Source organism: Pedobacter sp. KBS0701 (assembly GCF_005938645.2).
In the GTDB taxonomy this organism is placed as follows: Bacteria; Bacteroidota; Bacteroidia; order Sphingobacteriales; family Sphingobacteriaceae; genus Pedobacter.
The window spans coordinates 4,705,361-4,725,703 of the sequence record NZ_CP042171.1; the positions used below are offsets into that span (position 1 = coordinate 4,705,361).

At 38.0% G+C, this 20,343-nt stretch carries 17 protein-coding genes; 2 read left to right on the forward strand and 15 right to left on the reverse strand.

Going from position 1 to position 20,343, the window contains the following annotated elements; all coding sequences use genetic code 11:
- Nucleotides 1-18: 18 nt before the first annotated feature.
- The 11 genes from proC to FFJ24_RS19015 all read right to left on the reverse strand — a co-directional run bounded on the left by proC (nt 19) and on the right by FFJ24_RS19015 (nt 9,559).
- A complete protein-coding gene (gene proC / locus FFJ24_RS18965; RefSeq protein WP_138818750.1) occupies nt 19-831 on the reverse strand; it encodes a pyrroline-5-carboxylate reductase in 813 nt (270 codons plus the stop codon).
- Nucleotides 832-1,260: 429 nt separating this feature from the next.
- On the reverse strand, nt 1,261-2,097 hold the full coding sequence (gene argB / locus FFJ24_RS18970; protein ID WP_138818751.1) for an acetylglutamate kinase: 837 nt from the start codon (nt 2,095-2,097) through the stop codon (nt 1,261-1,263).
- Nucleotides 2,087-3,139, reverse strand: a complete 1,053-nt coding sequence (locus tag FFJ24_RS18975; RefSeq protein WP_168202506.1) for a YhcG family protein — start codon at nt 3,137-3,139, stop codon at nt 2,087-2,089. Before FFJ24_RS18975 ends, argB begins: the two co-directional genes overlap by 11 nt.
- A 14-nt stretch (nt 3,140-3,153) precedes the next feature.
- Nucleotides 3,154-4,125 (reverse strand): acetylornithine carbamoyltransferase, encoded by a 972-nt coding sequence (locus FFJ24_RS18980; RefSeq protein WP_138818752.1) that lies wholly within the window; start codon nt 4,123-4,125, stop codon nt 3,154-3,156.
- Nucleotides 4,126-4,171: 46 nt separating this feature from the next.
- On the reverse strand, nt 4,172-5,302 hold the full coding sequence (locus FFJ24_RS18985; RefSeq protein ID WP_138818753.1) for an aspartate aminotransferase family protein: 1,131 nt from the start codon (nt 5,300-5,302) through the stop codon (nt 4,172-4,174).
- A gap of 51 nt (nt 5,303-5,353) precedes the next feature.
- Complete coding sequence (locus tag FFJ24_RS18990) at nt 5,354-5,722, reverse strand: four helix bundle protein (RefSeq protein WP_138818754.1); 369 nt, start codon at nt 5,720-5,722, stop codon at nt 5,354-5,356.
- A 59-nt stretch (nt 5,723-5,781) separates the two neighbouring features.
- Nucleotides 5,782-6,765, reverse strand: coding sequence for an N-acetyl-gamma-glutamyl-phosphate reductase (gene argC, locus FFJ24_RS18995; RefSeq protein ID WP_138818755.1), 984 nt, complete (start codon nt 6,763-6,765; stop codon nt 5,782-5,784).
- A 2-nt stretch (nt 6,766-6,767) separates the two neighbouring features.
- On the reverse strand, nt 6,768-7,238 hold the full coding sequence (locus FFJ24_RS19000) for an N-acetyltransferase (RefSeq protein WP_138818756.1): 471 nt from the start codon (nt 7,236-7,238) through the stop codon (nt 6,768-6,770).
- On the reverse strand, nt 7,231-7,581 hold the full coding sequence (locus FFJ24_RS19005) for a cupin domain-containing protein (protein ID WP_138818757.1): 351 nt from the start codon (nt 7,579-7,581) through the stop codon (nt 7,231-7,233). The genes FFJ24_RS19000 and FFJ24_RS19005 overlap by 8 nt, the downstream gene beginning before the upstream one ends.
- Nucleotides 7,582-7,665: 84 nt before the next feature.
- Complete coding sequence (gene argG / locus FFJ24_RS19010; protein WP_138818758.1) at nt 7,666-8,856, reverse strand: argininosuccinate synthase; 1,191 nt, start codon at nt 8,854-8,856, stop codon at nt 7,666-7,668.
- A gap of 1 nt (nt 8,857) precedes the next feature.
- On the reverse strand, nt 8,858-9,559 hold the full coding sequence (locus tag FFJ24_RS19015; protein ID WP_138818759.1) for a GNAT family N-acetyltransferase: 702 nt from the start codon (nt 9,557-9,559) through the stop codon (nt 8,858-8,860).
- A gap of 581 nt (nt 9,560-10,140) precedes the next feature.
- Between FFJ24_RS19015 and FFJ24_RS19020 the strand changes: the two genes are divergently transcribed.
- Nucleotides 10,141-10,842 (forward strand): DUF4397 domain-containing protein, encoded by a 702-nt coding sequence (locus FFJ24_RS19020; protein ID WP_138818760.1) that lies wholly within the window; start codon nt 10,141-10,143, stop codon nt 10,840-10,842.
- Nucleotides 10,843-10,952: 110 nt separating this feature from the next.
- Here FFJ24_RS19020 and FFJ24_RS19025 read toward each other — a convergent pair whose 3' ends face one another.
- From FFJ24_RS19025 to FFJ24_RS19040, 4 genes are read right to left on the reverse strand one after another with little or no spacing between them, the layout of a single operon-like run.
- On the reverse strand, nt 10,953-11,930 hold the full coding sequence (locus FFJ24_RS19025) for a DUF5007 domain-containing protein (RefSeq protein WP_168202507.1): 978 nt from the start codon (nt 11,928-11,930) through the stop codon (nt 10,953-10,955).
- A 19-nt stretch (nt 11,931-11,949) separates the two neighbouring features.
- Entirely contained in the window at nt 11,950-12,636 is a 687-nt protein-coding gene (locus tag FFJ24_RS19030) for a hypothetical protein (RefSeq protein ID WP_138818762.1), read from the reverse strand.
- Between the two features lie 27 nt (nt 12,637-12,663).
- On the reverse strand, nt 12,664-14,181 hold the full coding sequence (locus FFJ24_RS19035; protein ID WP_138818763.1) for a RagB/SusD family nutrient uptake outer membrane protein: 1,518 nt from the start codon (nt 14,179-14,181) through the stop codon (nt 12,664-12,666).
- 12 nt (nt 14,182-14,193) lie between these two features.
- A complete protein-coding gene (locus FFJ24_RS19040; protein ID WP_138818764.1) occupies nt 14,194-17,403 on the reverse strand; it encodes a SusC/RagA family TonB-linked outer membrane protein in 3,210 nt (1,069 codons plus the stop codon).
- Between the two features lie 466 nt (nt 17,404-17,869).
- On the opposite strand from FFJ24_RS19040, the gene FFJ24_RS19045 reads away from it, so the two are divergent.
- Complete coding sequence (locus FFJ24_RS19045; protein WP_138818765.1) at nt 17,870-20,287, forward strand: TonB-dependent receptor; 2,418 nt, start codon at nt 17,870-17,872, stop codon at nt 20,285-20,287.
- Nucleotides 20,288-20,343: the final 56 nt, after the last annotated feature.

Below are 20,343 nucleotides of genomic sequence, written 5' to 3' on the forward strand. Positions count from 1 at the left end.
TTATTTTGCTTTTGGCTTTTAGCTTTCTTTGGTGTACAAGTTTCCTGCTTTTAAAGCCGAAAGTTTAATCCCTTTTATCAATGAAGAACTAAAACCGTTATGCTCCATTTCGTTCAAACCGGCAATAGTACAACCTTTCGGCGAAGTTACTTTATCTATTTCTGATTCCGGGTGTGTTCCATGTAATAAAAGCAAATCTGCCGCACCTTTTGCCGTTTGAACAGCCATTTTTAGCGCTTCATCAGCATGGAAACCAATTTCTACCCCACCCTGCGATGCAGCCCGGATGGCCCTTAAAAAGAACGCAATACCACAGGCACAAAGCGCTGTTGCCGAAGTCATTAAATCTTCGTTAATTTTCACCACTGAACCAACTGTTTCGAACATTTTGGTCACACTTGCGATATTTTCTGCTGAGGCATTATCGCTGGCCATACAGGTCATGGATTGCCCGATGGCAATTGCCGTATTTGGCATCACACGGATCACTTCAACATCTTCTCCCAGTTTTTCTCTAACTGCAGCGCAACTCACGCCCGAAATAACCGAAATAACCAGGTGTTTAACCGGAACAATCGAAGTCTGAATTTCATCCAAAACCGTATTTAATTGTTGTGGCAGAACGGCTAAAATCACAACATCAGCCTCTACAACGGCTTGTTTATTGTTATTACTTACCCTAAAACCTGATTCGGCATACGATTTTAAATGATCAATATTTCTGCGGGTTAACGTAATGTCGGCAGCTTGAGCAAAATCAGCTTTCACTAAACCTTTTGCTAAAGATAAACCGATATTTCCGCTTCCAATAATGGCTATTTTTTTTGACATGATTACTAATTTTCCTGCGGGTTGATCACAGATTATTTTGATTACAGATTTATATTTTTTTTCCTACAGTTTTTGAAAAGCAATTTCAGTGATTCTATTGATGCCTCAGTCCTGTTATCCACTTCAATCTTTTTAACTTCTGCCATTTCATCTATTCATCGTCATTGCAAGGAGGAACGATGTGGCAATCTTTTTCGTGTTTAACACAAAAAGTATTTCCGTTTCTATCAGGTTTAGTTTGCAAAAGCAGTAGTTAGTCGGTTTCTTTTCCCCTCGAAATGCCTATATAGCTACTACCACCAGAAAGCGAAACCTCAAAGAATTATAAATCAACTTAGTGCTTTTGTGTCCTGGTGGTTAAAATCTTTTAGCGATGAGTTTATGCCCCTCGCCAAAAACCTTACACCCTCAACCTCCCTGCCGTCTACCTCATTTCAGCATTTTGGTTCCAAAAGTACCATCAGCAAGCTCGGCCAGCTCGTCTGCTTTACCGATATATACAGCCGAAACTCCTTTTTTAATCGCTTCAAAAGCATTGTGCAGTTTAGGGATCATTCCGCCTTGTACCGTTCCGTCAGCTTTCAAACCTTCAAACTCATCAGCCTTGATTTCTCTTACCACAGTAGCATCATCATTAACATCCTTTAACACACCCTTTTTCTCAAAGCAATATACCAAACGGGTTTCATATAAGTTTGACATTGCTATCGCAACAGATGAAGCAATAGTGTCAGCGTTGGTATTTAAGAGTTGCGTATCACCATCATGTGTTATAGCACATAAAACAGGAACCAATCCGGCCTTCAGCAAGTTATCTAAAGTTGTTGAAGAAACAGAATTTTCATCCAAATCGCCCACAAAACCATAATCAATTACTGCACCGGCCATAGGTCCTGCATCTGCACCATAAGTTTTGGTACTAACCGGCCGTTTTTTTGCTTTGATCACATTACCGTCGGCTCCACTTAAGCCAATGGCATTGCTACCTTTAGCCTGTAGTTGCGCAACCATATTTTTATTGATCAAACCTGCGTAAACCATGGTTACAATCCGCAGGGTTTCAATATCGGTGATTCTTCTTCCCTCAACCATTTTGGCTTCAATTCCCAATGATTCACCCAGTTCAGTTGCAATTTTACCACCACCATGAACCAAAATTTTATCTCCTGGCAATGCCGTAAAATCCAGCAAAAACTGATGCAGGTTTTCTGAATTATCGATTACGTTTCCACCGATTTTTATGATTGTGAGTTGTTTATTCTTCATTTTTATAGAAAATTTCTGAAAGCTGATGTAGTTTTTCTACGAGTAACTTTTTATCAATGAGTTTAGTTTCATAATCTGCAATTAAAGCAGGTGACAAATTTCTAGCTAGCGCGTATTCCACAACTTCAACATCTTTACCTTTGCACAATAAGACACCAATACTTGGATTTTCATGCGGCCGTTTAACATCCCTATCCAAGGCTTCGAGATAGAAATTCAATTTTCCCAAAAATTCCGGTTGAAATTCTTCTATCTTCAATTCAAATAAAACCATACACTGCAAATCGCGGTGATAAAATAATAAATCTGTATAGTAATCTTTATTTCCTACCTGCAGTCTGTATTTACTCCCCATATACGTAAAACCCTTTCCCATCTCTAATATAAAATTTTGTAGGTTTTTAATTAATGCGTTCTGCAGGTCATCTTCAGAATGGATCTCGGGTAAAGCCAAAAACTCAAAAATGTAAGGGTCTTTAAAAATTCCACGAGGCAATTGTTTAGCTATTGCGTGTCCAAATTTATCACTAAGCATAGTCCGTTCAAAAGTGGCTGAATTTAACTGGCGCTCGAGTTCTCTTACCGATAGTTTCTCTTTAATAGAAGTATGGATATAAAATAGCTTTTCCTCTATAGTTTTGGTTTTGTTTAAAATGTGTAAATGAGAAGACCACGGTATTTGTGTCAACACTGTTGTCACAAATTTATCAAACTCATTATCAGCATCTTGAAATTGTGTCAGCAGTGTTGTCACGATTTCCTTCTCACTATAAACTTCATAAAATTGTTTCATTCTATAAAGTCCACGACGGTTAAATCCCTTTAACAGAGGTTGTTTCTCTGCAATATAGTCTGCTAAATCATTAACAGTTCCATCGCCCCATTTGCCATTGGCAACTTTTTCGGAAACAATTTGTCCAACACTAAAATATAACATTACGAGTTCTGCATTTGCTTTACTGTAGACCCTATTCCGGGCTTCAGTAATAAGCAAAATGACCTGCTCAAAATCTGATGTTATACTTTTTATTGGCTTATTCATTTAGCTAGTAATAGTTACAACTCTTCCAACATCGCTTTAATCACTGCTTGTGCAGCCCACAAACGATTGCCAGCCTCGTGGATAACCAATGAGTTTGGTCCATCTAAAATTTCAGATGATAATTCAAGATCACGACGAACCGGCAAACAGTGCATTACTTTGGCATCGTTGGTAAATTTCAACTTTTGGTTATTCATCATCCAACCATCCGGGTAAGTTAATACTTTACCGTACTCTGTATAACTGCTCCAGTTTTTCACATACACGTAATCCGCTCCGGCCAAAGCCTCCTCTAAATTATATTGAATATCTGCATTTGGTGTAAAATCCTCCGAAAGTTCGTAACCCTCAGGTTGGGCAATGGTAAAATCGATCATTCCTTCTGCCTGCGCTTTACACATCCACTCCGCAAAAGAATTTGGTACGGCTTGTGGCAAAGCCTTAACATGGGGCGCCCAGGCCAAAACTACTTTTGGTTTGCGGCCATCGGTTTTTTTCGTCCAGGTTTCGTGGATGGTAATAATATCGGCGAAGCTTTGCAAAGGGTGACGCGTTGCACTCTCCAAACTTACTACAGGTACAGCACAGTATTTCACAAATTTATTGAAGAAATCTTCGCTATAATCCTCTTCGCGATTGTTCAATTTTGGAAAGGAGCGTAAACCCAGGATATCGCAATATTGTCCCATTACGGCTGCCGCTTCACGGATATGCTCAACGGTTGAACCATTCATCACCACGCCATCCTGTGTTTCTAAAGCCCAGCCTTCTTTATCCATGTTCATCACCATTACGTTCATACCTAAATTTAAGGCAGCTTTCTGCGTACTTAACCGGGTACGTAAACTTGGATTCATAAAAACCAGACCCAAGGTTTTGTTTTTACCTAAATCCTGATGTGCATAAGGATCTGCCTTTAACGCAAGCGCATCATTTACAAATTGTTTGATGCTTGGAACATCGTGTACGGAAGTGAAAAGTTTCATTTTTTAAAGCTTAAAGGGTGCTTCGACAGGCTCAGCATGACAATATCTATTTTACTAATTTTCTAAAAGCAGCTAAAAATTCATCAGCATGTGCCTTAGTCAAATTTAAAGCCGGCAATAAACGGATTACATTAGGTTTTGCCTCGCCGGTAAAAATATGGTGTGTAAACAATAATTCTTTTTTAACATGTGCCAGTTCGGCTGGCAGTTCGATACCGATCATTAGCCCACGGCCACGAATTTCTACTACCTGCTCAAATTTCTTTAATTCAGTAATGAGATAGTTCCCAACTTCTTCAGCATTTTTGATCAGGTTATCTTTTTCCATCACTTCCAAAACCGCTAGAGCCGCAGCGCAAGCTAAATGGTTACCACCGAAAGTTGTACCCAACTCTCCATGCCAAGGTTTAAATTTAGGCGCAATAGAAATCCCGGCTACCGGAAATCCATTTCCCATTCCTTTTGCCATCGTATACACATCTGCTTCAACACCCGAATAATCGTGCGAGTAAAACGAGCCGGTACGTCCATAACCACATTGTACGCTATCGGCAATGTAAACGGCATTATATTCATCACAAAGTAAACGGATTTTTTGCAGAAAACTTTTTGAAGCTTCTTTAATCCCTCCAACACCTTGGATACCTTCGATAATTACCGCTGAAATATCATTGCCTTGTGCTTTGAAAGTTTCTTCTAAAGCAATTTCATTATTAAAAGGCAAAAAGATTACATTTTCAGTTTGATTAACAGGTGCTACAATTTTAGGATTATCGGTTACGGCAACTGCTAAAGAGGTACGTCCGTGGAAAGCGCCTGTAAAAGCAATTACCTTTTTTCTTCCGTTGTAAAATGAAGCCAGTTTTAAAGCATTTTCATTTGCTTCGGCTCCAGAATTGCATAAAAAGAGCTGAAAATCTTTTTTACCAGAAACTTCGCCCAACTTTTCAGCAAGCTGAACCTGTAAAGGAATTTTAACGGAATTCGAATAAAAGCCAACTTTGTTCAACTGGTCAGTTAAACGGCTTACGTAATCTGGATGCGTGTGGCCTATCGAAATCACGGCATGACCGCCATATAAATCTAAATATTGTTGTTCGTTAGCGTCCCAAACATTGCTGCCTGCTGCTTTGGTTATTTCTATATCGTTAAGTGGATAAACGTCGAATAGTTGCATATCTTAATAAGGTTTGAAGGTTGAGGGCTGGAAGGCAGAAGGTTTGTATGCCTAAGCTTTTCCACCGCCTCTCAAAAATTTAATAAATGCGATTAACATCGCCTTAATTTCATTAACACTTTTATTCACAGCCTCGTAAACGGCTAAACTGATGTAAGCTAAATCACGGATGAGAATAAAAGCATATTCTATTTCTTTTGTAGAGCCAAGTGCATTATCAAGATAATGAACAAAATCCTTATCTGTGTTTTTACCGCTTCCTTCTACAATATTTAAAGGAATAGAATAGGTGGCCCGCCGAATTTGTTGGGTTAAAGCAAATTTTTCTTCAATAGGCATTATAGGTAGGATTTCCTTATAAACCTGTAAAGTAAATAAGTGAGCCTTTTTCCAAACATCAAGTTTTTGATAATCTCTCATACATTTAAATTTTAGATCTGAATCCAGACCTTTCTGCCTTCTGCCTTCCCGCCCTCTGTCTAGAAATTGGCTGCCTTTAACTTAAGTCCTGCTGCTTCATCCAATCCAAACATTAAATTCATATTCTGAACCGCTTGTCCGCTGGCACCTTTTAACAGGTTATCGATAATGCTGATGATAAATAATTTACCGCCATGTTTTTCTACATGCACCAGCGCTTTATTGGTATTTACGACCTGTTTTAAATCGATATTTTTCCGGCTTACATGCGTAAAAGGATGTGTACTATAATATTCTTCGTAAAGGTTCTGTGCCTCTTCCAAACTAAGATCGCTTTCGAGGTAAATGGCAGCCAAAATGCCCCTGGTAAATGCTCCACGCTGTGGAATAAAGTTTAAAACCTCCGAAAGTGATGGCTGCAACTGCAACAAACTTTCGCTGATCTCGTTCAGATGCTGATGCTCAAATGCCTTATAAATAGAAAGGTTATTGTTTCTCCAGCTAAAATGCGAAGTGGCAGCTAAACTCTGCCCGGCACCGGTTGAACCGGTAGTTGCATTGATGTGAACTTCTTTTTTGATCAAACCTTTAGCAGCCAAGGGCAATAAACCTAACTGTATACAGGTTGCAAAACAACCCGGATTGGCAATATTTTTAGCTGCTTTAATTTTATCGCGGTTAAGTTCTGGCAATCCGTAAATAAATTCGCGGTTTTCGAATGTCGATTTTTCATGTAACCTGAAATCCTGCGATAAATCGATTATTTTAATGTTTTCATTGATGGGGTTAGCGGCTAAAAACTTTTTCGCATCGCCATGACCAACACAAAGAAAAAGTACATCAATATCCTGTGGAATATCACTTACAAATTTTAAATCCGTGTCTCCGATCAGATCAGTATGTACATCAGAAATCAGGTTTCCGGCGTTACTGGTACTATTTACGAAAGCAATTTCAACATTTGGATGATTAACCAAAATGCGCAGCATTTCGCCTCCTGTGTAACCTGCACCACCGATTATTCCTGCTTTAATTTTATTCATCTCTATGAGTTTAATGCCATTTTATAAAGAAAAAATTCTTCGTCATTACCTTGTTTTTCAAAGCCTATGTTTTCGTATAACTGCTGTGCAGTGTAATTATCTACAGCAGTTTCCAGTTGTATAAATGTAGCACCAGTGGTTTTGGAAAACTCCATGGCGGTTTTAATCAATTTTTCACCGATTCCCTGCTTACGGTAAACCTCATCAACATACAGATCGTTCAGAATCCAGTTTTTACTTAATTTTGCCGACGAGAATTTCGGGTATAACTGCGTGAAACCCACCGGTTTTTCAGTATCCTCGTCTATCGCTAAAAAAATGATCGATTCGTTATGTTGCAAACGCTCATCAATAAAAGCTTTGGCCATGCCAATATCCGAAAACTGGTTATAAAATATGCGATATTGGTTAAACAGGCCAACTACGAGGTGGGATTCTGTTAATCCTATTTGCTTTATCTTTATATTATTCACAATCAGTTCTGTCGTTTTGGGTTGATGGATAGGAGAAAAGAATAAATTCTAAATCATCAACACCATTGTTCATAATTTTATGTTTATCGCCAGCTTTAATCTGTAAACCTTTGTTGGCATCAACTGCAAATGATTCAGCTTCAATTAAAAATGTTGCCTGCCCTTTCAATATGAAGAAAAACTGTTCTGCATAAGTATGAAAATGTAATTTCTCAGCAGTTTGAGGCGGCATTAATTCTTGTTTAATTACTGCCTCAGGTTTGCTTACAAAATTCCATCCATCACAATTATTGCCCCATTTATAGTGATTTAAACCATTCTCTTTTGAAAGGATTTCGCTCATTTTAAGTATCAAGTATTTGGGGTCAAGTATCAAGAGAGGATATAAACTTACATTTCACCTCTTCCATTTTACAGCTTTCATAAACTAGGCTTCTTCACTATTCACCTTATGCCAGATCATTACCTGGTTACCGAATATTTTAGAGAAACCTTTAACATCTTCTCCGCTCCAGGCGTTGTTCATTTCGCCGTAGCTACCAAATTTATTACTCATTAAATCATGGTTTGATTCAATTCCGATAATCTGGAAACGGTACGGCAACAATTCAACAAACACTTTACCGCTCACAAATTTCTGGGTGTCAGCTAAAAAAGCCTCAATATTCCGCATAATCGGATCGTGGAACTGACCTTCGTGTAACCAGTTACCATAGAAAGATGATAGTTGCTCTTTCCAGCTTAACTGCCATTTGGTTAACGTATGTTTTTCCAAAGTATGGTGTGCTTTGATAATGATGATGGGGCCAGCAGCCTCAAAACCTACGCGACCTTTAATACCAATGATGGTATCACCCACGTGGATATCGCGACCAATACCAAAAGGTTGAGCAATGGCCTGTAATTTTTGAATTGCCCTCACAGGCGCCAATTTTTCGCCATCAATAGCAACCAATTCTCCTTTTTCGAAAGTTAATTCTACTTTTCGCGATTCGGTTTCGGTAACCTGGGTTGGCCAGGCGCTTTCAGGCAAGGTTTCGTGAGAAGTTAAAGTTTCTTTTCCTCCTACCGAAGTTCCCCATAAACCTTTATTGATTGAATACCTGGCTTTTTCAACACTATATTCAACTCCATGTTGCGCCAAATATTCTATTTCTGCTTCTCGTGATAACTTTAAATCCCTGATCGGGGTAATGATTTCTACTCCTGGAATCAGGATATTGAAAATCATATCAAAACGTACCTGATCGTTACCTGCTCCGGTGCTACCATGCGCTACATAATCAGCTCCGATTTTTTTTACATAGTTGGCAATAGCAGTCGCCTGACTTACACGTTCTGCACTAACCGATAATGGGTAAGTAGCATTTTTTAATACGTTGCCAAAAATCAGGTATTTGATACAATCATCATAGTAACCCTCTGTTTCATCTACCACAGCATGCGATTTTACGCCCAAAGCATAAGCTCTTTTCTCAATCTCCTGTAACTCTTCGTCAGAGAAACCACCAGTATTTACTATTACCGAGTGAACTTCCAATCCGCGATCCTGTGCCAGGTAAATACAACAAAATGAGGTATCTAATCCTCCGCTAAATGCTAAAACAACTTTTTTCATGCTATTTATTAAATAAAAACGTAAATAAAAATAAAAGGGCTTTTAAGCCTGTTTTGGGCTTAGGTTTAACAACTAAACGTTGTTTAATGCGCATAAAACGCTCGTATAATTTGGGTTTTTTCTGCAGTTCTTCGGCAAATTGCTTGGCTACTTCGTGTTTTTTTTCAGCCGGATCGTAAAGCATGGCAGTGCACATGCAGTTTTTGCGCTCCTTCATTTTTAAAATCTCAAAGTTTACGCAACTCTGGCAGCCTTTCCAAAATTCTTCATCCTGGGTAAGCTCGCTGTAAGTTACTGGTTCGTAACCCAGGTCTGAGTTTATTTTCATTACCGCTAAACCAGTTGTTAAACCAAAGATTTTTGCCTTGGGATACAACTTTCTCGATAAACCGAAAATTTCATTTTTAATGGCTTTTGCTAATCCGGCTTTACGGTATTTAGGACTTACTACCAAACCACTATTGGCGACAAACTGGCCATGGCTCCAGGTTTCGATATAGCAAAACCCTGCCCAGGAACCATCTTTGTGGAAAGCAATAACCGATTTACCCTCGTGCATTTTATTGGAAATGTATTCTGGCGAACGCCTGGCAATGCCTGTTCCACGAGCTTTTGCCGATTCAGCCATCTCGGTTACTATTTCTTCTGCAAATACACGATGTTCAGGAAGTGCAACCTGCACTATAAATTCGTTAATATCCATTCGTTTTCTAACGAAAAATTATAAGTATTCTTGTTAATTGGGTTTTTAGAGAGGATCAATTCCTCGTTACGTTTAGTGTAGGTACTAAATACGTGGAGTGAAATTTTGCCGGCTTGTGGGACAATAAAATACAGGTTGAAAATGATTAATAAACAAACCCTTCCCAGACACCATTTGTGTTGAGGAAACTGAAAGTTTATGTAAAATTTGCTTAATCATTTCTTGCGTATTAAAACGGCTTTAATTCTATTGAGGTGCAAAGGTTTAAATAAAAATCGAGTTACACAATAATATCGTGATTTTTTTATGTTAAGCTTTTGGTTTTATTGAACTAATCTGACTTAAACGGCCCGTAATTGTACTTCAAGGCATCCAGAACTTTTATCTTAAATTTATCTTTCAAACCTATCCAAGTGCCAATTTCAACATTGTTAAAAACTGGAGATAAAATTTAACATCTGCTTAACAACATTTAACATCCTACTATGCTGCTTAAATCCAATATTTACATGCCTGTAGCGAATGCGATCTGGCTATCGTTTTATAGGTACTCCTTAAATATTAAATAAAATTTTAACCGTATGAAGAATTTTACGCCATTTCATTTTAAATCAATCATTTTATTTGTTTTAATTACTTTTACAGCAATAACTTCATGTAAAAAAGCTGAAACTACCGATCTTACCATATCTTATTTAAGGGTAATCAATGCATCACCATCTTTGGCTACCTACAATGCTTACTTTAACGGTAATATGGTTAACTCAGCAGCTTTGCCATTTGGAGGCGCTGTTAATTATCTTTCATACGCCGCTGGTGCTTACAGTTTAAAATTTACAACGGCCAGCAGTGCGGAGAGTTTATTAACCAAAACCATTACTTTGAATGCAAGCACCTATTACTCGTCTTATTTGATTAATAAACCTGCTGCATTAGATGTTTATACCATTGGTGATGATCTTTCCACCCCATCAACTGATAAAGCCTACATCCGTTTTATTAACTTATCGCCTGATGCCCCTGCACTAGACCTGACAAAAACCAGCGCAACCACCTCGTTGGTTACCAATAAAGCCTTTAAAAGTGCAAGCGCCTTCATCGCAGTAGATGCCGGAACTTATACATTAGATGCGAAAGAAACTTCATCAGGCACAGTTAAAGCTACATCTGCGAGTACCAGTTTTACAGCAGGTTATCATTATGATATTATTTGTGGTGGTTTGGTAACACCTGCAAATGATACGGAACGACCATTGAGTTTACAGGTTATCACGATCAAGTAAGAAGGATTTTATTTTTCGACTTTCATAAAAAAGGGCAATTTTCAATAGGAAAATTGCCCCTTTTAGATTTGTAATTCAACAACGGGCCGTTAAGACACAGGCCAAATTAATTATTTTCTAGTTACATCAGTAAATTTTACCTGGATGACATAAGTACCTTCCAATTTGAGTCTCCAGGACCACCTTGGGTTTACTGAGAAACCTGGCGATGATGGAAAGCCATCTATTGATTTTATATAGGTACTCGGTATTCTATAATACATTAAGAAACCCCAATCGGTAGTTGGCGTAACATATTTTGTTAAAGGAAACGGTGCTACCTCAAAATCGCAGATCATAGCAGTATCAGTCTGAATAACCGGGTTGAATTTCGCATAGTTTTCAAAAATTGGCCTATCTCCCCTTGCTATAATTTCCTTTGCTTTAGGATTAAAAACATTTCCATTTTTATCCACCATTTTCAGTATAGCTCTTGCACCTAAAGATGAAATTTTTGTACAGGTAATAATTGGGTTTTTCATTGGCGTTGCCACACCTGTAACATCATTAAAGCCGTTAGCTACATTATCAGTAATCTCAAACAGGTCATCTATAGTGGGATCCACCACATTAATTGTTGCTAATTTAGGAAATAGCTTGGTACCAGTACCATTAGTCATTTCTACATCATACACATATCTTCCTAAGGGTAAGAAACCAGATGCTTGGTTAAAGGTAAGCTGTCCGCTCAATTCATTAAACTCCATTGGTTTCTTTTTAACCACTTCCCTTTTCTTATTCAAAAGCTCGAGGGTTACATCTGTTTCTGGATCAAAATTGGCACCTGTCTTAAAAACAGTAATTTCATATTCCTTCGAAAACTCTGCAGGCGCAGGAGAACCATCTTCTTTTCTTAAATTGAGCAATTTATAGGTAAAAGGTGGTGTAGAACCATCTGCATTGATTCGATCTGATTGAAAAAGAGTTAAGCCTCTTTTTGCATAAATATTATTGTCTTTATATCGAATGGAATCACTTAGAAAACCATTCTGTATTTTTTTACAGGCCACTACACTTAACAAGAGTAATAAACCTAAAATGTATTTCATTTTCATATTTGTGATTAAATTAATTGCCCAAAGACTGTGCATTAAAAAATAACCTGTGGTATCCATTTAATACATGAACTATACCATTGGTTGTGACGATTCCTGATGTTTGACAATCCACAGCCTTATCTTTTTGTGAATCGGGAATAGTACTTTGATCCGCCTCCTGATCATCACGGGTTCCGATTACTTTAGTATAAGTTACATAATCTACATAATTAACATACTGTGTATATTCATAAGAACGTCTCAATTTGATCAGGTATTGAACATTTGGAATAGCTCCGAGTAAACTATTATAAAGCTTACCGCTAACGGTCATCTGGTCTCTGTTGATCTTGCCAGCAAATAAATAGGTCTTTAATGAATCATTTAATTCCTGTGCCGGAATATCTTTGATACCGAAGTCAAAGTTTTCTGTTCCAAGCTGGAGAGATTTCTGATATTTTTTGGCCTTTACATACTCCGCTATTCCATAATTTGTAGTTGCAAAAAAGGTTACATTGCCATTTACAGCATCCTTTAAACCTGCCCTGTCTATCACTTTCACCAAGGAATCGAAGTTGCGGTTAGACTTTAAGTAATCGTAAGTACTTAAATTTACATTGGGATCACTTGGGCCGCCATCCCTTTTATAATCATTTTTTTTACAAGCCGTTAGCGCCAGTAATATTAATGAAAGATATACTAATATATTATTTTTCATATTTTTTAATCTCTTAATAAAAACAACTTATACTTTACCCAACCAATATGGTGTTTGTTTCAATAACGGATTGTTTCTAAACAATGCAGGGTCTACAGGCCAATAAAAACCTTCTCTTCTAAACCTGCTTTCTGTAAGCCAATCTACGATAAGACCGTATCTTCTGGTCCTAAGCAAATCATAGAATAAATGTCCTTCCAGGTACATTTCTTTACCACGCTCATAAGCATATTCATCCATTACCTGATCTACGGAGCTTCCAGCAGGAATTAATACCGGATCTGGATCATTTCTTTTTCTGAAATCATTGATAATACCGATAGCTGTTGCTGCATCCTTTTTGTAAAGTGCAATCTCCGCCTTAAGTAGTTTCATATCACCCAGTCTGAAAATGATAATGTTATTGCTTAGATAAGGGTCTAATTTTTGCCCAGGATTTCTGTAAGTTACATTACTGTACTTTACACTCATTGGTTTATCTGGGTTAGCAAGGTCAAAGCCCTTTTTATAACGGATATCAGTGGTGGTTTCGAAATGATTATTAAGATACAGAGGCGTGGTATAAAAACGTGGGTTGTTTCCATAACCTTTAATATAATTTTCATTTAAAAAATACGAACCTATGGAACTATTAGAACCTTCCAATGTATTCTCACTAATGTTAATTTCAAATATTCCTTCAGAAGAACGACCGATAAAAGTATTTTTATAATTAGCGGTATCTGTTAAAACATAACCTCCTTTACTAATTAATGTATTTATAGTTGTATCAGCATTGTTTACATCAGTCAAATTAGGTGCATCAACGGAAACATCTGACATGGTAGCTCTCCAAAGATACAGATGAGCTAAAAGGGCATATGCTGAGCCCTTATTTGCAGTGACCTTTGCGTCTCCGGTATTGGCATAATTCCAGCTTAATAGATTAATGGCTTTGTGGCAATCATTTTCAACTAATTTCATGATCTCCGATTTCGGACTTCTTGGCAATTGAGGCGCATTGATCGGGTCTTCATAAGACTCTGTAACTAGTGGTACATCGCCCCAGACCCTTACCGCCATAAAGTAACTTAATGCACGAAGGAAATACGCCTGACCAATCACTGAATTCCGGAATTGAGCAGGATCATCTTCGGTTGACAACTGCGCATCGCTCATGGCATTAACTTTTTTCAAAATCAGATTAGACATGGCAATACTTTTATAATATAAAGTATAATTTGCCAGCGTATTAATATTGTATTGAAAGGTAAAATCTCCACCCTGAATCCCTTCTAAACCATCCCCGCCATACTGTATCGTAAAATAATTTTTGGCGATAGCATCACCGTACATGTAATAACGATTGTTTTTACTGGTAATCGCACTACGCATCATGGCATAATTACCAGCGATGGCACTTCTTACGTCTCTTGATGATTGCCAGAATGTTTGTTCGTAAGGTGCATCCTTAGGTTCCTCATATAATAGTTTTTTACAGGAACTTACGGTAACCGCTGTAGCCATTGCGATAAGTACACCGGTTTTTGTGATTATATTTTTCATTTATTGACGATATTAAAATTGAACTTGTACACCTAATGTATATTTTCTTGGAATAGGATATCCGGTTCCATTATACTCTCCATATCCGCTAACAGCTTCTGCATCCGGTAATTTTTTTGATTGCTGGAACATATATACGTTATCAGCAATAGCGTATAATTTCAACTGACTTAAGCCTAATTTTCTTACGATTTTAGAGCTGAAATCATAACCAAGATTGATACTTCTGATCCTTGCATAACCACCCTTTTCGAGGAAAAAGGATTGTGCAGCCGTATAATAATATCGATAGGATCCCAAATCGAGTTTTGCATACTCAGCCTGATCTCCAGGGTTTCTCCAGATGTTCAGGCGACTGAGATCCGGTGAAGAGACACTGGCAAAATTATATACTGCATTAGCATCAGTTGAGTTCGTAAAACGATCTGAATCAAATAGATTGAGTACGTCACGTTTAAGAGTGAATGTTACAAAAATTCCCAAAGAGAAATTTTTGTAAGAAAAGTTATTGGTCCAACCACCGGTAAAACGTGGGTTAGGATCACCAATTGGAGCCTTATCCGGATTGATACCATCATTAAAAACATCTATAAAATAATCTCCATCCAAATCTGCCAGATAAAAATCACCTGCACTAAATGTTCCATTACTGTTTCGATATCTTTCTCCGGTATAAGGATTCTGGGGAATATCTGCTGAAGTAGAAAATACACCTTTTGTACGGTATAAATAGAAAGCATTTAATGGACTACCTACAGAAAGCACATGGTTTTTATCAAAACGATCTCCACTCAAAATAATATCACGGCCACCATTCGGCAAACTCATGATCTGATTTTTATTATAAGAGATATTGAAAGAGCTATTCCACTTAAATTCCTTGCGGAAAGGATTTGCAGTTAAAGTCAACTCCATACCGGCATTACGAACGGCAAATGCATTGGTGAAGGCATTGTCATAGCCTGATGTAACTGGTAAATCAACATTAAAAAGTTTTTGCTTTACTTCTTTGTTATACACATCAAATGAAATGGCATATCTACCGTTATCAATTTCCATATCGGTACCAATATTCCATTGTGTCGATTTCTCCCAACTAATATCCTTTTGGGCCACACCATTTATAAAATTAGGGGTAATAGCCGTAACACCATTATAAGAAGTAGCACCTTGAATACCAAATGCCACCCCGTTAGCTGCACCATTTCCCGCAAATCCACCATTATTAACTAGGTATTTATTGTATTGCACGTAAGCATTTCTTTTATCTTCGTTACCTGTCACCCCATAACTTCCTCTAATTTTAATTAGCGTAAAAGGGTTGTTGGATAGGTTTTTCATGAAGTTTTCCTCGGAAAGAAGCCACCCTGCAGAAATGGAAGGGAATACTCCATATTTATTATTTTCCCCAAAACCAGACGAACCATCCGTTCTCATCGTTCCTGATAAAAGGTACTTGCCATCGTAATCATAATTAAAACGGCCATAATAAGCTACCAATCCATGTGCGAGGTAGTTTGAATAAGCATAAATATTCTGTTGCTTAAAACCAGTAACTGTCTGAATATTATCCGATGCACCACCATAACCCGATGCCTGGGTAGATTGAAACAAACTATACTCTATATCCTGACCCGCTACTGCACTAAAAGAATGTTTTTTAATAGAACCGTTATAAGCTAGATAATTCGATGTTCTTAAGCCCATATCAGTTGAGGAGAAACTGGAAGAGCTGTTACCAAAACCATTGTTTAACAAATTGCTCATACTTACATCCCTACGATTATTGTTACTAGTATAGGAAGATTGTGAATTTAAGGTAAAGTGTTTATTAAATTCATAGGCCAGGTTCAGGTTAGCTCCAAATTGGTTCGACACATTTTTGTTTAAGTTTTCACCATCTTTACTTACAAAATAATCCAATTTTTCTGGAGATATATTTAATAATGAGGAAGGTAAATTCCCAGAACCAACTTTTGTAGGCTTAGATGGATCATTTGGATCTTCATTGCCTCTACCCCTGCTGGCACTTGAATAAGAAAATATGGGGTTGATCATTAATTTTTTATTCATTGCTCTCGAGGTAAGATTTAAGCGCGTACTATAACGTTTGAAGCCTGTTCCTTTTATAATACCATCCTCATCATAATATCCTCCGCTGAAACGATAAGTTGTTCCATTATCAGTACCGCCGCTTATACTCAGGTTATTATCATTGATTTTACCCGTCTGATAAAATAAATCCTGCCAATCGGTATGGCCGTTAAAGGCTGGATTTAAACTGTCTGTAAGGATGTAAGGCAATTGTACACGCTGATCGTAACTTAGCTGTCTTTGAAGTACCTCCATTTTTTGTCTGCGCTCTGTAGTACCCATGGTAGCCTGCCTTAAGTTAGGGCGTTGCACCATTCCATAATAAGAGTTAAAGCTTACTCTCGTATCGCCACCTACACCTTTTTTGGTTGTAATTAAAATTACACCATTCGCTGCCCTTGAACCATAAATAGCTGCTGCCGAAGCATCTTTTAACACATCAATAGATTCGATATCATTCGGATTAAGGCCGGCCATGTAGTTGGTTCCTGTACCTGTTCCTGGTGGCACAAGATCATCAGATGATTGAGGAACACCATCTACTACATAAAGTGGCGATCTGATTACATTAAACTGATCATAACCTGTGCTACCTGTTGAGTTACCCCTTACCGATACTGTTGGTGCCACACCTGGCTGACCGGTAAAGTTTTGAACGTTTACACCTGATAAACGTCCTTGCAACAACTGATCAAAACTTGCAGCAGGTAAGTTGGCCAGTTCTTTACCAGAAATACTGGAAATTGCTGCCGTAGTTTTCTTTCTGGTAATTTTCTGATAACCGATAGTAACCACTTCACTAAGTGTATTATTATCCTCTTCCAAAGAAAAGTTTAATGTACCGCTTGCTGATACTGGTTTTTCCAGTGAACGATAACCTACAATCCTGGCCGTAATAATCGCATTATCTTTTTGCACCGTTAGGCTGAACTTTCCATCAGCATTAGTAGCAGTACCGTTCTTGGTACCTTTTTCAATAATAGAAACTCCTGGTATGGGTTTGTTGGTTTGATCTACAACCGTTCCCTTAATGGTTTTCTGGGCGAAGGCCAGCCAGGGGATGAGTAGATAAAATAATGTTGCCGTTAAAAATTTCACATAGCAATGTTTTGTAGAATTTTTTTCCATTGATGGTTAGTTAGTTAATTAGTTAAGTTTGACTATGACCTAAAGTATCAACATTTTTACTAGGCATTTAACTACTTTTTAGCTAAATAAAACCATATTTTAACTTAAAAATTTAACATTAATTAACATTTAACTCTTCAACACCTGACTTTTGCAATTTAAAACATACCTCTATTGCACCAAATAGCACTTTTTAAGCAAATAAGTCATATTTTCAATCATTTTTGGAATACATTACACTAATTAATTAGCAGATAAATTTTGATAAGAAATTTCAAGAAAAATCTGCAGAAAGCAGCAGCTAAAACGTTAAACTAATCTTTTAGTACAGGATTAATTCCAAAATTAAAGTTACCTATAATCACCTGCCACATTACTCTATTTAGAATAATTCAAAATAATTTGGATTATAAGATTTTCTAACGTTATTTTGCGCTGTTTAGAATTAATCCAAATAAATATTGATATGTTTAAAATCAAACTTTCCAGTTTAACGTTTCTATTATCCTTTGCCAGCATAATTTCCTTCGCCCAGCAGTTTTCGACCATTAGCGGTACGATAACCACTTCTAATGGAAAACCAGCGCCCTTTATTTCCATTGGATTAAAGGGCAAGGGTCAGGGTACTACATCAGATGCTAATGGTTTATATACCATAAACCGTATTAAAGCCGGCACTTATACGATTAAAGCTTCTGCAGTTGGTATTGAAGCCTCAGAAAAAAACGTCACAATTGCTGCAGGGGAGAATAAAATTATCGATTTCGTGTTGAAAGAAAATGATCAGGCGCTGGAGGAAATTACGATAGCAGGTATTAATCAAAAATACAAAGTAAGCTTACCTTCTGCTACACTTAGGTTAAACGAACCATTACTAGAAGCGCCACAAAACATTCAAATCGTAAGTAACCAAATCCTTAAAGACCAGCAGATCATTAGCATGAGTGATGGGTTGATTAGAAATGTAAGTGGTGCAGTTCGTCTTGAACATTGGGGAGATATGTACACCAATATTTTAATGCGTGGATCGCAAATTCAGGCCATGCGTAATGGTTTTAATGTCGTTTCTTCTTACTGGGGACCATTAACCGAAGACATGAGTTTTGTCGACCATATTGAGTTTGTTAAAGGTCCTGCCGGATTTATGCTGGGCAATGGTGATCCAAGCGGAATGTATAATGTGGTAACCAAAAAGCCTACTGGCTTAAACCAGGGAGAGGTTTCGTTTACTGCCGGTAGCTTTGATTTATACCGGACAACAATCGATCTTGACCATAAGCTAACAGCAGATGGTAAATTCTTATTCCGGTTAAATGCTGCGGCACAAAACAAAGCTTCATTCAGACCATACGAAAAAAATGACCGTTACAGTTTTGCACCTGTACTGAGCTATCAGATTACGCCAGGCACTAAGCTGACAGCAGAGTATACTTTGCAAAATGCAAAAATGACCGAAGTGGGTTCTTATTACATTTTTAATACCGCTGGGTATGCCAGCTTACCTAGAGAATTTACCTTAACACAACCCGGGGTACAACCTACGCGAATCAACGATCATAGTTTAACATTGAACCTAACACAACAACTAGGTCAAAACTGGAAATTAACTGCTCAGGCAGCCTATTACAAATATTTACAAAATGGTTCAAGCTCATGGCCATCTGCGATATATCCAAATGGCACCATCATTCGAAATGTTGGTATATGGGATGCCGAAAGCAGTATGAAATTAGCTCAGTTATTTGTGAATGGAACGGTTAAAACCGGCGGTATTGTACACCGGATTTTAGCTGGTTTTGATGGGGGTAAGAAAAATTATATAGCCGATTGGGGTCAATCTCATGATTTAGACCTGGCCAGTTCTCCATTTAATTTATACAACCCTAATTATGGCTTCCCGTCAAACGGTTATCCAAACTTTGACCGTTCTACTCCATTAGAACAAAGGGCTATTGCAGCAGGAGGTTTAATGGATCAAAAATACCTGAGCGGTTATGTGCAGGATGAATTAGGCTTTTTTAACAACATTGTCCGCCTAACCCTTGCTGGCCGTTATACTTATGTTAACCAGTCGGCCTACGGCAGCCCGGCAGACAAAGCAAAACACGTTACCCCCAGGGTTGGTTTAAGTGTATCAGCGGATAAAAACACCTCTGTTTACGCGGTTTACGATGAAGCTTTTACTCCACAAACCGGCTTTTTCCGGGATGGTGGTACCGCAAAACCCATTACCGGTAACAATAAAGAATTTGGCATCAAAAAAGACTGGTTTGATGGCCGCTGGAATACCACCCTATCCCTTTACAGGATTACCAAACAAAACGAGATTACAGGGGATCCTAACAATAAGGCAGGAGAAACTTTTAGCATCGTAATTGGTGAAAAAAGAGCCCAGGGCGTTGAGTTTGATATTCGTGGCGAACTGGCCAAAGGATTAAACTTAATTGCAAACTATGCCTATACCGATGCAAAGGTAACAAAGGTAGCAGATGGCGTTGAAGGCGTTTATGTTGGTCAGGTAGTACCGGGTTTTTCAAAACATACCACTAACGCATGGTTAACCTACTCATTACAAAATGGTCCGTTTAAAGGTGCAGGAATTTCCGGAGGGTTTACCTATTTAGCCGACAGGGCCGTAGGTACCTACAGTGGTGAAAATGCAAACGAGAATCTCCCCGATTATTTCAAACTGGATGGAGGCTTATTCTGGGGAAATAAAAAAATAAAAATCACGGCCAATGTATTTAACATTTTGGACAAGTATTTATACAGCGGAGCGTATTATACCAACTATTGGAATGCCCCAACTTACAACCAACCGGCTTACTCATGGCAAGCCGAAGCACCAAGAAATTACAGAGTAAGTGTAGCCTATAAATTTTAATAACCCCCATCAGGAGCAACTGGATCAGATCAGCTGCTCCTGATTAAAAACCGAAA